14 protein-coding genes and 1 pseudogene are annotated in these 12497 nt (G+C 62.8%); 7 read left to right on the top strand and 8 right to left on the bottom strand.

Annotation, left to right across the window (positions count from 1 at the left end; translation table 11 throughout):
* Window positions 1-67: 67 nt before the first annotated feature.
* From SPHS8_RS07945 to SPHS8_RS07930, 4 genes are all read right to left on the bottom strand, one after another.
* Window positions 68-787 (bottom strand): dienelactone hydrolase family protein, encoded by a 720-nt coding sequence (locus SPHS8_RS07945; RefSeq protein ID WP_201515033.1) that lies wholly within the window; start codon window positions 785-787, stop codon window positions 68-70.
* A 144-nt stretch (window positions 788-931) separates the two neighbouring features.
* Complete coding sequence (locus tag SPHS8_RS07940; RefSeq protein ID WP_201515032.1) at window positions 932-1459, bottom strand: porin family protein; 528 nt, start codon at window positions 1457-1459, stop codon at window positions 932-934.
* Between the two features lie 205 nt (window positions 1460-1664).
* Window positions 1665-2663 carry a 50S ribosomal protein L11 methyltransferase gene (locus tag SPHS8_RS07935; RefSeq protein ID WP_201515031.1) on the bottom strand — a complete coding sequence of 333 codons (999 nt, stop codon included), beginning with the start codon at window positions 2661-2663 and terminating at the stop codon, window positions 1665-1667.
* 236 nt (window positions 2664-2899) lie between these two features.
* Window positions 2900-4231: a methyl-accepting chemotaxis protein gene (locus SPHS8_RS07930; RefSeq protein WP_097090943.1), complete on the bottom strand. Its 1332-nt coding sequence runs from the start codon at window positions 4229-4231 to the stop codon at window positions 2900-2902.
* Between the two features lie 168 nt (window positions 4232-4399).
* On the opposite strand from SPHS8_RS07930, the gene sdhC reads away from it, so the two are divergent.
* The 6 genes from sdhC to aat all read left to right on the top strand — a co-directional run bounded on the left by sdhC (window position 4400) and on the right by aat (window position 8557).
* Window positions 4400-4795, top strand: a complete 396-nt coding sequence (sdhC, locus tag SPHS8_RS07925) for a succinate dehydrogenase, cytochrome b556 subunit (protein WP_201515030.1) — start codon at window positions 4400-4402, stop codon at window positions 4793-4795.
* Window positions 4795-5184, top strand: a complete 390-nt coding sequence (gene sdhD / locus SPHS8_RS07920; RefSeq protein ID WP_201515029.1) for a succinate dehydrogenase, hydrophobic membrane anchor protein — start codon at window positions 4795-4797, stop codon at window positions 5182-5184. The genes sdhC and sdhD overlap by 1 nt, the downstream gene beginning before the upstream one ends.
* A complete protein-coding gene (sdhA, locus tag SPHS8_RS07915; RefSeq protein WP_097090946.1) occupies window positions 5184-6986 on the top strand; it encodes a succinate dehydrogenase flavoprotein subunit in 1803 nt (600 codons plus the stop codon). Before sdhD ends, sdhA begins: the two co-directional genes overlap by 1 nt.
* A gap of 91 nt (window positions 6987-7077) precedes the next feature.
* Complete coding sequence (locus SPHS8_RS07910; protein WP_201515028.1) at window positions 7078-7521, top strand: GFA family protein; 444 nt, start codon at window positions 7078-7080, stop codon at window positions 7519-7521.
* 9 nt (window positions 7522-7530) lie between these two features.
* Window positions 7531-7737, top strand: a complete 207-nt coding sequence (locus SPHS8_RS20395; protein WP_236575034.1) for a hypothetical protein — start codon at window positions 7531-7533, stop codon at window positions 7735-7737.
* 64 nt (window positions 7738-7801) lie between these two features.
* Window positions 7802-8557, top strand: coding sequence for a leucyl/phenylalanyl-tRNA--protein transferase (gene aat, locus SPHS8_RS07905; RefSeq protein WP_201515027.1), 756 nt, complete (start codon window positions 7802-7804; stop codon window positions 8555-8557).
* A gap of 35 nt (window positions 8558-8592) precedes the next feature.
* Here the strand turns inward: aat and SPHS8_RS20390 are convergent.
* The 4 genes and pseudogenes from SPHS8_RS20390 to SPHS8_RS07885 all read right to left on the bottom strand — a co-directional run.
* Window positions 8593-8763, bottom strand: a pseudogene (locus SPHS8_RS20390) (DUF2155 domain-containing protein); the annotation flags it as partial.
* Between the two features lie 233 nt (window positions 8764-8996).
* Complete coding sequence (locus tag SPHS8_RS07895; RefSeq protein WP_201515026.1) at window positions 8997-9395, bottom strand: NADH:ubiquinone oxidoreductase subunit NDUFA12; 399 nt, start codon at window positions 9393-9395, stop codon at window positions 8997-8999.
* A 51-nt stretch (window positions 9396-9446) separates the two neighbouring features.
* Entirely contained in the window at window positions 9447-9974 is a 528-nt protein-coding gene (locus SPHS8_RS07890) for a DUF192 domain-containing protein (protein ID WP_201515025.1), read from the bottom strand.
* 55 nt (window positions 9975-10029) lie between these two features.
* Complete coding sequence (locus SPHS8_RS07885) at window positions 10030-10554, bottom strand: regulatory protein RecX (RefSeq protein ID WP_201515024.1); 525 nt, start codon at window positions 10552-10554, stop codon at window positions 10030-10032.
* Between the two features lie 204 nt (window positions 10555-10758).
* On the opposite strand from SPHS8_RS07885, the gene SPHS8_RS07880 reads away from it, so the two are divergent.
* Entirely contained in the window at window positions 10759-12480 is a 1722-nt protein-coding gene (locus SPHS8_RS07880) for a fatty acyl-AMP ligase (protein WP_201515023.1), read from the top strand.
* Window positions 12481-12497: the final 17 nt, after the last annotated feature.

Here is a 12497-nt window from a genome sequence, read left to right as displayed (position 1 = left end):
TGCTCTAGGTCTCTGTTTTGCCGCGTTTTCCGAGTCAGCGGATGATTCTATCTGCTTCAAAAACGCTCTAGCCGAACAGATCTGCCAGGAAGTCGCGCATGGACCGGAAACTGCGTTTGTCGGCGTCGGGATTATAGGCGAGCCCCTTGTCCGGCATGTTGACTGCATGATCGGTGAACGCGTGCCCGGTGTGACCATAGGCGTGGACCTGCCAGTCGCAGCCCGATTGCGTCAGCTCTTCGGCGAGCGCGACCGTGGCCGTCGGAGGAGCGATAGGATCATCCCAGCCATGGCATATCAAGAGCTTCGCGGTGATGGCGGCATTGGGAAAGGGCGGCGCGTCATAAACGCCATGGAAGCTGACGCCACCGGCAATATCCGCGCCGCTGCGCGCCAGGTCGAGCACGCATTTGCCGCCGAAGCAAAAGCCGATCGCCGCCGTCCGGCTCGCATCCGCTTCGGGCAGGGATTTCAGGACGCTGTGTGACGCCTTGACCCGGTCGCGGAGCAATGCCCGATCGGCGTTGAGCGCGTTCATGTAGCGCGCCATATCCGGATCATCGCGGCTGGTGCGCTTCCCTTGGCCGTAAATGTCGGCGACGAGCACCGTGTACCCAAGCGCCGCGACCTTTTCAGCATAGGCGAAATCCGCTTCCTTGGTCCCCAGAACATTGGGAAAGAGCAGAATGCCGGGCCGGGGTCCTCCTGCGCTCTTATCCAGGACGGCCATGCTCTCGAAGGGGCCGCCAAGGCCTTCATTTAGCGTAACGCGGCGGGTGATGGTCATGGGCAAGCCTCGCTGAAAAGAAGAGCGAAGCCGACATTAGGCTGCTTCGGGCAGGTGACAAGGGCGCCCGCGCGTTCATTTCCCACACAAGAAAAGGGCGCCCCTCGTGAGAGGGACGCCCTTCTTTTTCTGCTGAGCCGTTTCTTAGAAACGGTAGCCGAGGATCAGCGCAGCCTGGTGACGCTCGGGGTTTTCGCCCAGGAATTCTTCGTAGCGCGAATAGCGGTATTCGGCGCGAGCGATGAAACCCTGGAAGGTGGTTTCCAGACCGGCGCCCAGACGGTAGCCGTCGAGCTTGACGCTGTTGTCGGCCGTGTCTTCCAGACGGGCATTGGTGTAGCCGCCCTTGGCGTAGGCGAGGACGTTGGGCGCCACTTCGCCACCGATGCGGATGCCAGCATAGAGGTCGCGATCGGTGCGAACGACGCCTTCCTTCACGTCGGAGTCCGCATATTCGCCTTCGATGCCGAACACGGCGCCATTGACGTTGATGTCATAGCCGACGATGCCGCCATAGAGCAGGCCGCTGTCATGAACGTCAGCGTTGAAATCCATGTGGTCGAGACCGACGACGCCGGCGATGTAGGGACCGGAAAACGGCACGGCGTCCTGCGCGAAAGCGGGTGCCGAAACGCTGGCAAGCAGCAGCGCCGAAGCGATGAGTTTTTTCATGAGGAGGCTCCTTCTCTGGGTTCCTGTTGTCGTTGGGCGCGCTTTAGAGAGGCTGACGGGGGCGAGTAAAGCTTCGCAAACAACGACATGCCGCATTGCACCACGCACTGTGGCAATGTTGCATCACGTCTTGAAAGTGGATTATCGCGCTCCAGCAGCTTCCAGGAAAGCTGGCCAGCCCCGCTTTTTCAGGCCTGCATCAAAGTTACAGGCTGCCATATCCGGGTGCTTCGCCGCGCGCCTGCTTGTCCAGCCGGGTCGGGCGTTTCCAGCCGATACGGGGGCGCTTGCGCAGCCGCAAGGTTGGCCAGTCGCCATTGTCCATACGTTCCGCGAGGCGCATGCCCTGCGTCCGATAGGCCGACAGAACGGCATCCGCCTGCTGCTTCAGCAATCCCGCGAGCAGGATCGTGCCGCCTTCTTCCACCAGCGCACATAGCGAGGGCGCAAGTTCGATCAGCGGACCGGCAAGGATGTTCGCGATCAGCAGATCATAGGGCGCTCGGGTAGCGATGGCCGGATGATCGACGCCCGCCGCGACATAGAGCGCGAGCTGGCCTTGTCCCTTTCCGGCCTGGATTTTATTGGCGGCAGCATTTGCCATACTGATATCAACGGCAACCGGGTCGATGTCGGATGCCGTGGCATAAGCGCTGGGCCACAGGTGAAGCGCTGCGAACGCGAGCAATCCTGTTCCCGTGCCGATATCCGCAACATTGCCAAAGCGCATGCCGACACGACGCATGCGATCCAGCATCTGAAGGCAGCCTGCGGTTGTTTCATGCTGCCCGGTGCCGAACGCCCGGCTTGCCTCGATCAGGAAGTTGACGTGCCCCGGCTGTTCCGGATCGCTGGCAAGGTTGCGGATGTGGAAGCGCCCGGCGGTAACCGGCTCCAGGCCCTGCTGGCTCAGCGTTACCCAATCCTCGTCGGGCAGCTGTTCGACCACCGGCTTGATACCATTCGCGCTCGGCACCAGCGAACGAAGAAGCTTGACCGCGGCGGGGCTGGGCTCGCCTTCGAAATAGGCGTCGAGTTGCCAGGCATTTTCATCGTCTGGCGTGGCTTCACTTGTCATCAGCACCGGCGGCTTGTCCATGAGGGCAAAGGCCGCGATGTCGCCGTCCAACGCCTCCGCTTCGGCGCGGGTGCAGGGGAGGGTCACTTTCCAGCTTTGAGCGGATGAGGGCGCGGCATCGGTCATGGCGCGGCCTTTAGAACTTTGAAGGGGAGAGGGGAAGCGGGGGCGCTTTTCCCTCAACCTGTTTCGTCATGCCAGCGGAAGCTGGCATCTTTTATCGATGGTGCGAATTAGCCGTGCAAAATCCCGGCCTTGCCTGGGGGTCGCCCCTCGGGTCGCTAGGGTGACGGTTAGTGAGGGGCTCCGCAGGGCCCACCCCCGACCCCTCCCGCCTGCGGGGGGGGGGGGGGAGAAGTGGGTCAAGCCACTTGCCGTCCGAAATCGGACGATGCGGCGCGCAGGCTGGCAAGCTTGCCTTCGACGCTCATGAAGCCGCGTTCCAGCTGGTCGATTTCCGAAGCGACGACCTCCGTATCCTGACGGATCGCGGAAATGGTGCTCGACATGGAGTCCGCCGCCAGCGCCGTCTCGTCGACAGCGGCGGTGATCATGGTGACCGTCTGCGCCTGCGCATCCATTGCGTGGCGGATGCGATCGGCGCTCGACTGTACTTCGCCGACCGTATCGCGAATCCGCTCGTTGGTTTCCACCGACTGCCGCGTCGAAGCCTGAATATCGGCGATCTTGCCTGCAATCTCGTCGGTGGCACGCGCTGTCTGGTTGGCGAGGCTCTTCACTTCCTGCGCAACGACAGCAAAGCCGCGTCCCGCGTCGCCTGCGCGGGCTGCTTCGATCGTGGCGTTAAGGGCAAGCAAGTTCGTCTGGCCCGCAATGTCGCGGATCAGGCCAAGGATCGATTCGATCGATTTGGCATGTTCCGACAAGGTGGCGGACATCGTCACCGCATCCCCCGATTGGCGGGCAGCGCGCTGGGCGACGTCGGCGGCGCTCTCCACCTCGGTGCGGGCGTCCTCGATCGCGCGGATGAGACCCGCCGAAGTACGCGCCGCTTCCCGCATCGCAATGGCCGACTGTTCAGCCGCCGCAGCGACTTCAGAGGCCTTGCCGAGCATGCCGCGCGTGGCGGCGGAGGCGTCCTTCGCCTGTTCACGAAGCGATTCGCCCAGATGCGAAGCGCCGTCGATCTCGCCCATGATCCGTTGTTCGAAAAGGGTGCCGATACGCTGGCGCTCGTTGCGTTGCGCTTCGGCTTCGTCGCCGGCGAAGGCGTTTGTCATCATGCTGGCGTCGACCATGCTGACCATCGTGATGATATTCACCAGCCGCTGGCGAGTGGCGTCATCCGCAGCCTTTTGCCAAATGAGGCTCGTCAGCTTCTTGTTGGCTTCCGATACCGCCGTCAGGACGACACCCAGCGGCAAGCCGCGCTTGCGAGCCAGCCGCACACAAGCAATGCAACTGCCCGCCCAGCTGCCTGCTTCATAAAAGCTGAGCTTCTGCCGGACATATTCATGCGCTTCGGTCTCGATCTTCGCGATCGTTGAAGCGGCCAGCGTGCTGCGCAGATGCGACTGGTCCATATAGCTGTCGAAAAAGGTGCGGGCCACGACCGACGAGGCGTCGCCTATCAGGTCACGAATTTCGCGCAGTCCCGCGGCCAATTCGCCGGTTGGATCGATTTCGGCCATGCTGGCGATCATTGCGCTCTTCGCTGGTGCGACGGACGTCATATGCGGCAAACCTCAATTGTCTTGTTCGTGTCCGAGGTCATAGCGCGATCTGGTTAATCAGTTCTTAGCCGAGATCGCCCGCCCGCGCGGCCAGCGCGGCTTGCCCTCTTGACCGATCGTGCCTAAGGGGACGGGAATCAGGGACAAGCATCAGGGACGTAGGTAGATATGGCGCGAACCACGAGCCGGCCGCTCTCGCCGCATTTGACGATCTGGAAATGGGGGCCGCACATGGCGATCTCCATCCTGCACCGCGTGACCGGCAACGGTCTTGCAACCGTTGGTGTGATGGGGGTTGTATGGTGGCTGATGGCGGCGGCGATCGGGCCGGAAGCCTATGCAAGCTTCATCAACTGCGCCACCTCGCCCCTGGGCTATCTGGTGATGGTCGGCATCAGCTGGTTCTTCTTTCAGCATATGATGTCGGGCATCCGCCACTGGGTGCTGGACCTGGGCGCGGGCTATGAACTCAACACCAACAAGCGGTGGGCGCTGGTGATCCCGTTTCTATCGACACTGGCCACCGTCGCGCTGTGGGCCTTTATCTTCGCGGGGAAATTCTGATGGGAACGGGAACCGGAATCGGCCGCGTTCGTGGCTTGGGCTCGGTGCGCCACGGCGCAAGCCATTGGCTGACGCATCGCTATACGTCGGTCAGCAATCTGCTCTTGGTGCTGTGGCTGATCTTCAGCCTCGTCAGCCTGCCGGGCCTGGATTATGAGAGCGTCCGCAACTGGATCGCCAATCCGCTCGTCGCCGTGCCGCTGATGCTGATGCTCGTCAGTGTCTTTTGGCACCTTCGCCTTGGCATGCAGGTGATGCTGGAGGATTATGTTCACGACAAGGGGCTGAACTTCTTCGCCATCCTGCTGCTCAACTTCTACACTATTGCTGGCGCCGCCGCTGGCATCTTCGCGATCGCCAAGATCGCGCTCACGGGGGTCGTCAAGTAATGACCGAAGCCTATAAGATCATCGACCACACCTACGACACCGTCGTGGTGGGCGCGGGCGGATCGGGCCTGCGCGCGACCATGGGCAGCGCCGAAGCGGGCCTGAAGACCGCCTGCATCACCAAGCTGTTCCCGACCCGCTCGCACACAGTCGCGGCGCAGGGCGGCATCGCCGCGTCGCTCGGCAACAACTCGCCCGACCACTGGACCTGGCATATGTACGACACCGTCAAGGGGTCGGACTGGCTGGGCGACCAGGACGCGATCGAATATATGGTGCGTGAAGCGCCTGCGGCCGTGATCGAGCTGGAACATGCCGGCGTGCCGTTCAGCCGCAACGAGAATGGGACGATCTACCAGCGTCCGTTCGGCGGCCATATGCAGAATATGGGCGCCGGCCCGCCAGTGCAGCGCACCTGCGCGGCCGCCGACCGTACTGGCCACGCCATGCTGCACGCTCTGTACCAGCAGAGCCTGAAATATGACGCGGACTTCTACATCGAATATTTCGCCATCGACCTGATCATGGAAAATGGCGAATGCCGTGGCGTGATCGCCATCTGCATGGAAGATGGCTCGATCCACCGCTTCCGCAGCCATGCGGTCGTGCTGGCGACGGGCGGCTATGGCCGCGCCTATTTCTCCGCCACCTCGGCACATAGCTGCACCGGCGACGGTGGCGGCATGGTGCTGCGCGCGGGTCTGCCGCTCCAGGATTTGGAGTTCGTTCAGTTCCACCCGACCGGCATCTACGGCGCGGGCGTGCTGATCACCGAAGGCGCGCGCGGCGAGGGCGGCTACCTCACCAACTCCGAAGGCGAGCGGTTCATGGAGCGCTATGCTCCCTCGGCGAAGGATCTTGCGTCGCGTGACGTGGTGTCGCGCTCGATGGCGATGGAAATGCGCGAAGGACGCGGCGTGGGTCCGAACAAGGATCACATCTACCTGCACCTCGACCATATCGATCCCAAGGTGCTGGCCGAGCGTCTGCCTGGCATCACCGAAAGCGGCAAAATCTTCGCGGGCGTTGACCTTACGCGCCAGCCGCTGCCTGTGACCCCGACCGTCCATTATAATATGGGCGGCATCCCCTGTAACTATCATGGCCAGGTGGTGACGAAGGTCGGCGATGATCCGGAAGTCGTCGTGCCGGGCCTCTATGCAGTCGGCGAAGCGGCCTGCGTGTCGGTCCATGGCGCGAACCGCCTCGGTTCCAACTCGCTGATCGACCTCGTCGTGTTCGGCCGCGCTACGGGCCTGCACCTCAAGGAAACGATCAAGCCCAATGGCTCGCACCGTCCGCTGCCGACCGATGCGGCCGATCTGGCGCTTTCGCGTCTCGACCATTATCGCAACGCCAAGGGCGGCTCGCCGACGGCGAAGATCCGCCTTGAAATGCAGCACACCATGCAGAAGCATGCCGCCGTGTTCCGCGACAGCGCGCTGCTGAGCGAGGGCGTCACCAAGATGGCGCAGGTCAATGCCAGCTTGGCTGATGTGGCGGTCAGCGACCGCTCGTTGATCTGGAACACCGACCTTATCGAGACGCTGGAACTGGACAATCTCATGTCCCAGGCGGTCTGCACCATGGTCAGCGCGGAAAATCGCAAGGAAAGCCGCGGTGCGCATGCGCATGAGGACTTCCCGAACCGCGACGATGAAAATTGGATGAAGCACACCGTCAGCTGGTTCGAGGGCTGGGGTGGCAAGGGCGGCAAGGTGTCGCTCGATTACCGCCCGGTGCACGACTATACGCTCACGGACGAAGCGGAATATATCAAGCCCAAGGCACGCGTTTACTAAGACGCTGCCTCAGGCAGGATGCAAGAGGGCGGGCTGCAAGGCTCGCCCTTTTTCGTTTATTGGGTCGTCTCACATATTGAGGGAGGTGGCGATGTCGAACCCAAACAGACATTCTGGCCAATGCCATTGCGGCGCGGTCGGGTTTGAGGTTGAACTGAGCAATGGCATTGACAGCGCCCGGCGTTGCACCTGCTCATTTTGCCGTATGCGGGGTGCCGTAGCGGTGTCGGCAAAGCTCGATGGTCTACATGTCGTGCGAGGCGCGGACATGCTTACCAGCTATCGTTTCAATACAGGAGCAGCCGAGCACTTCTTCTGCTCGCGGTGCGGGATCTACACCCATCACCAGCGCCGCTCCAATGCGAACGAATATGGCGTGAACGTCGCATGCCTCGAAGGAATGAGCCCCTTCGACTTCGATGAGGTTCCGGTGCTGGATGGTGAGAAGCATCCCAGCGATAATGGCGGGCGCGCGCTGATGGCAGGGGTGCTGAGGTTCGTTCGGGCGGGTAGGGATGATGAGGGCGATTATTGAACGGGTGATATGTTGGGATTCTTCCCCTCCCGCAGGCGGGAGGGGCTAGGGGTGGGCGCGAGCGCAGCGAGCTTCCGGGGCGCTGTTCAAGAACAATCTCCCGCCGTTGCGCTGGCCCACCCCCTGACCCCCTCCCGCCTGCGGGAGGGGGAATGGCTGCTACTCACCGACCCGAAACAGGCCACCCAGGTGTTGCTGGTCCCCATCATCTGCTGACCCGCCTTGAGAATGGTAAACCCCCTCTGGCGCAGCGCCTCCCCTCTCGCTAAGTCTTCTTCCAATGACGATCGATCCCCTGGTTCTGTTGCAGGCCTATGCCATCGGCGTGTTTCCCATGTCCGATGATCGGGATGCGGAGGAGGTCTATTGGATCGAGCCCAAGCGGCGGGCGATCATGCCGCTTCATGGCTTTCACATGTCCCATTCACTGGCCCGGACGATCCGCCGTGACAGATTTCGCGTGACGGCCAATCGCGACTTTGGCGGAATTGTATCACTGTGCGCACAGGCGGCGGAGGACCGGCCTTCGACATGGATCAACAGGGAGATTGAACAGACATACCGGCATTTGCACGACATCGGCTTTGCCCATTCGATCGAGGTTTGGGACGGCGATGAACTGGTCGGTGGGCTTTACGGGGTCGCACTTGGCCAGGCATTTTTCGGCGAGAGCATGGTGTCGCGAAGGACCGACGCGTCGAAGGTCGCTTTAGCGTGGCTTACCGCACGGATGCGCTTTTCCGGCTTTACCCTCCTGGATTGCCAGTTCATGACCGAACATCTCCGGTCCCTGGGCGCCATAGAGATCAGCCAGAAGGACTATCTTGCGCTGCTGGCAGGTGCGCTCGGTGAAGTGCCGCTCGGTGCTGGGCGTTCGTCAGCATTGGCTGGCGGTTCGGGAGCCTGGGCGGAACTGGCATTTGCCCCGCTGGCGGGCGACGCAGCGGCAGGGGGTTCGCCTTTGCTACCCAGCTTGACCGTATCGGGGCCGCTTTCGGGCCAGGACATCGTACAGCTTCTCACCCAGACATCGTAAATCGGATGCTGCACGACATTGCGTTCAGGCCGCTCCTTGAACAGCCAGCCCGAAAAATTGCGGCGCCACTTGTTGTCGGCGGTACTGCGTACGTCGAGTTGGACGAAGGCGCCGGTTTCCTGGACATTTTCCCACGGCGCGCTGGTTTCGCAGGCTTGTAGCCGGACGATGGCGTCGCCCAGGCGCAAGGCGTCGCCGGGCTTCATCATGAGGTCGGTCGTTATGCCGTTACGCTTGTTGAGCAGTCCGATCACGGCCACCCGCTCCGCCATCGGGGTCCCTGGCAAGGCATCGGACCCGCCATTGCGGATCTTTTGCCCTTCGATCTTCACCGGACCGGTGCGATTTTCAGTCGGCGGCTCATTGTCGCCGCAGGCCGCCAGTGACAGCAGCAACGCAAAGGGCAGGATCGGCAGGACCGCCCCCGCCGGGCGCAGGCTCATGATGCGTCAGGGCTCCACGCTTCATAGTCGCCGGTTGCACGCTGACGGTGCGCACCCTTTTCCAGCGCGCCGGTCGGGCGGTAGGCATTGGGTGTGCCAGTCGCGTTGGGCGTGAAATCGCGTTCCCATATGCGCGGCGGGGGAAGGAAGCTTTCCGGCGTCCCCTCAATGGTGTGATGGAGCCAGCCGTGCCATTCTGCGGGCACGCGGCTGGCGTCGTTATTGCCGTTGTAGATCACCCAACGGCGGGTGCGGCCGTGCACGTCCGTGCCGCCTTCATAATAGATGTTGCCCTGATGGTCTTCGCCCACCTTCTTGCCCTTGCGGGAAGTGTAAAATGCGGTGCCGATGGTCGCGCCATTCCACCAGGTGAAGATCTTGGCCAGGATTCCCATGCGCCAAGCGCTTAGCGCCTGCCGTGGGGCATTGGCAAGGCGGATATGGCGTCAGCGCGCGCGCGAGGGGCAGAAATCAAGCTCGCCGGGGCTCTTGATCGCGGGATCGACGCAACTGCCCCAGGATACGCTATCCCCCTCGGAAATGCCGAGTTCAGCGGCGCGTCCGCCCCGCAGTTCAAGGACGGCGGTCACCGGAACCCCGGCGGAAACCGGCACGCGTGAATAGGGCGCGGCGTTGGCGGCGATGAAGGCTATTGTGCCATCGGTCCGGATGAAGAGCATGTCCAGCGGGATCAGCGTGTCCTTCATCCAGAAGCTGGCGGTGCGCGGCGGCGTCATGGGGAACAGCATGCCGCCGTCCGCATCCAGCGACTTGCGGAACATCAGGCCCTTTTCCTGCTGCTGCGGCGTGACCGCGGTTTCCACGGCGAAGCGGTGGCTGCCGCCCTTCGTCCGGATTTCGAGCGGCAACAGGTTGTCTTGCCGGGCTGCGGCGCTGGCGGCTTTCTCCGCCTTAGGCTGGGTCGGGGAGCAGCCAGCCAGCAAGCCGACGAGAAGGGGAAGAGCGATCCTCATGCCCCGCTGCTAGCCCAAAGCGGAAGAGGAGCGCCATAGATTTCGCCTCAGGCCGTCACTGGTCGCGTTCGGGCGGTTCCCCCGGAGCCGCGTCGATCCAGCGGCGCGCCGTCTCGAAACCATGCCCCGCCCGCAGGAAGGCGGCCAGGGCCTTGTCGCGCTGCTTGGGATCGGCTGGCGCGGCGGCATAGGGGCCGAGGCGCTTCCGGCGAGCGAATCGATCGGCCGCGTCCCAGCTGTCGTTGGAAAGCTGCGTGTCCGCTTCTTCCCTGTCCGCATCGGCGATGCCGTCGGCACGGAGCGTCTGCGCTACCCGCCGCGCGCCATAGCCCCGACGGGTAAGCGCAGCACTTTTCATGACGGCAAAGCTGCGGTCATCGACATAGCGCAGTTCCGCAAGCCGTTCGACGAGCCGCTCCGGCGCGGGCGGGTCTTCGCCATCCCATCCACGTTCCTGTAGCTTGCGATTGAGATAGGCGAGCAGCTTCGCGCGGCTTGTTGCAAAGCGGCTGACATAGCGCAGCGCCAGATCGCGCAAGCTGTCGCCATCCAGAGGCAATCGGGGGCGTCTACCGGTCATGTCCGCATCTTCATGGCAATGGTTTATGCAAGCGCCGCCTTGATTATGCCACAGTGGGGCCGGAATTTTACCGCGCCTTATGCTGTAGAAAGCGACGCTGGAATGCAACTATCCGGTGCATCGCTGCTTCAAAGATGATAGCGGCCCCGCCGGAAGACAAGATGAAGACAATCGGGTGACGCCAATATGACGGGTTCGCAGAGCATGATGGCACCGACGCCGACCGAAGACAGCCTGCCTCGGCGCTTCTCCGATTTCGAGACCCTGGGCGAGGCGCTCGATTATGCGGCGAGCGGGCGGCGCGGCCTGAACTTCCATGATGCGCGCGGCAATCTGGCGCGGCCTTATCCTTTTTCGGAACTGCGCGACGACGCGATCGCTTGCGCTCAGCGGCTGATCGCCCATGGCGTCAAGCCAGAGGACCGCGTGGCGCTGGTCGCGGAAACTGGGGCGGATTTCGCGCAACTGTTCTTCGGGATCGTCTATGCGGGCGCCTGGCCGGTGCCGCTGCCGCTGCCCACCAGCTTCGGCGGCAAGGAAAGCTATATCGACCAGCTGAACGTCCAGTTGGATAGCTGCGACCCGATGCTGTTCCTCTTCCCCAAGGAACTGGAGGAGATGGCGGGCGAGTCCGGGCGGCAGAAGAATGTCGAGAGCATCGCTTTCGAGGATTTCATCGCGCGCGAGGCCGTGGCTTGCGATCTGCCGCAGGCGAGGGGCGACGAGATCGCCTATCTGCAATATTCCAGCGGTTCGACCCGCTTCCCCCATGGCGTGGCTGTGACGCACCATGCGCTGCTGAGCAATCTTGCCGCGCACAGTCATGGCATGCAGGTGCAGGACAGCGATCGCTGCATCAGCTGGCTGCCCTGGTATCATGACATGGGCTTGGTCGGCTGCTTCCTGTCGGTGGTCGCGAACCAGGTGTCGACCGACTATATGAAGACCGAGGATTTCGCCCGCCGTCCGCTGGCGTGGCTGGACCTGATCAGCCGCAACGAAGGCACCTCGATCAGCTATTCGCCGACTTTCGGTTACGACATCTGCGCGCGGCGCATGTCGAGTCAGACGAAGGCGCAGGACCGGTTCGACCTGTCGCGCTGGCGCCTTGCGGGCAATGGTGCGGACATGATTCGGCCTGACGTGATGCAGAGCTTCGTCGATGCGTTCGCCGACGCGGGTTTCTCGCCAAAGGCGTTCCTGCCGAGCTATGGCTTGGCCGAAGCTACGCTGGCGGTCACCATCATGCCGCCCGGCGAGGGCATCATCGTCGAACTGGTCGAGGAAACCGATCTCTCCGGCGGCGACGCGACCGAGGGACGGCCGCAGCGCTTCCGGTCGATCGTCAACTGCGGCAGGCCTGCGCGCGACATGATCGTGGAAATCCGCGACGAAGATGGCGCGCCGCTCGGCGAACGGCAGATCGGCAAGGTGTGGACCACCGGGCCTTCGCTGATGGTGGGCTATTTCCGCGATCAGGAAGCGACTGACGCCTGCATGGTGGACGGTTGGCTCGACACCGGCGACATGGGCTATCTGAGCGATGGCTATCTGTACATCGTTGGTCGCGCCAAGGACATGATCATCATCAACGGCAAGAACCACTGGCCGCAGGATATCGAATGGGCGGTGGAGCAGTTGCCAGGCTTCAAGCAGGGCGACATCGCCGCCTTCGCCATCACGACGCCGGGCGGCGAAGAAGCGCCCGCCGTGCTGGTGCACTGCCGCACGTCCGACAATGACGAGCGCACGCGGCTGCGCGACCAGATTCGCGAGCGGGTGCGGGCGATCACCGGCATGAACTGCGTCGTCGAACTGGTCCCGCCGCGCACCTTGCCGCGCACCAGTTCGGGCAAATTGAGCCGGTCGAAGGCGCGCAACCTGTATCTGACAGGTGAGATCAGGCCCTACGACATCGCGGCCTGAGCAGGGCCTGCCTACGG

The sequence above is a fragment of the Sphingobium sp. S6 genome, assembly GCF_905120495.1.
Classification (GTDB): domain Bacteria; phylum Pseudomonadota; class Alphaproteobacteria; order Sphingomonadales; family Sphingomonadaceae; genus Sphingobium; species Sphingobium agri.
This window is presented reverse-complemented; position numbering and strand designations above follow the sequence as displayed.

What these genes read in the sequence shown, in the direction of transcription:
- SPHS8_RS07945 (WP_201515033.1), bottom strand. Translation starts at nt 787, where the DNA reads ATGACCATCACCCGCCGCGTTACGCTAAATGAAGGCCTTGGCGGCCCC.
- SPHS8_RS07940 (WP_201515032.1), bottom strand. Translation starts at nt 1,459, where the DNA reads ATGAAAAAACTCATCGCTTCGGCGCTGCTGCTTGCCAGCGTTTCGGCA.
- SPHS8_RS07935 (WP_201515031.1), bottom strand. Translation starts at nt 2,663, where the DNA reads ATGACCGATGCCGCGCCCTCATCCGCTCAAAGCTGGAAAGTGACCCTC.
- SPHS8_RS07930 (WP_097090943.1), bottom strand. Translation starts at nt 4,231, where the DNA reads ATGACGTCCGTCGCACCAGCGAAGAGCGCAATGATCGCCAGCATGGCC.
- sdhC (WP_201515030.1), top strand. Translation starts at nt 4,400, where the DNA reads ATGGCGCGAACCACGAGCCGGCCGCTCTCGCCGCATTTGACGATCTGG.
- sdhD (WP_201515029.1), top strand. Translation starts at nt 4,795, where the DNA reads ATGGGAACGGGAACCGGAATCGGCCGCGTTCGTGGCTTGGGCTCGGTG.
- sdhA (WP_097090946.1), top strand. Translation starts at nt 5,184, where the DNA reads ATGACCGAAGCCTATAAGATCATCGACCACACCTACGACACCGTCGTG.
- SPHS8_RS07910 (WP_201515028.1), top strand. Translation starts at nt 7,078, where the DNA reads ATGTCGAACCCAAACAGACATTCTGGCCAATGCCATTGCGGCGCGGTC.
- SPHS8_RS20395 (WP_236575034.1), top strand. Translation starts at nt 7,531, where the DNA reads ATGTTGGGATTCTTCCCCTCCCGCAGGCGGGAGGGGCTAGGGGTGGGC.
- aat (WP_201515027.1), top strand. Translation starts at nt 7,802, where the DNA reads ATGACGATCGATCCCCTGGTTCTGTTGCAGGCCTATGCCATCGGCGTG.
- SPHS8_RS07895 (WP_201515026.1), bottom strand. Translation starts at nt 9,395, where the DNA reads ATGGGAATCCTGGCCAAGATCTTCACCTGGTGGAATGGCGCGACCATC.
- SPHS8_RS07890 (WP_201515025.1), bottom strand. Translation starts at nt 9,974, where the DNA reads ATGAGGATCGCTCTTCCCCTTCTCGTCGGCTTGCTGGCTGGCTGCTCC.
- SPHS8_RS07885 (WP_201515024.1), bottom strand. Translation starts at nt 10,554, where the DNA reads ATGACCGGTAGACGCCCCCGATTGCCTCTGGATGGCGACAGCTTGCGC.
- SPHS8_RS07880 (WP_201515023.1), top strand. Translation starts at nt 10,759, where the DNA reads ATGATGGCACCGACGCCGACCGAAGACAGCCTGCCTCGGCGCTTCTCC.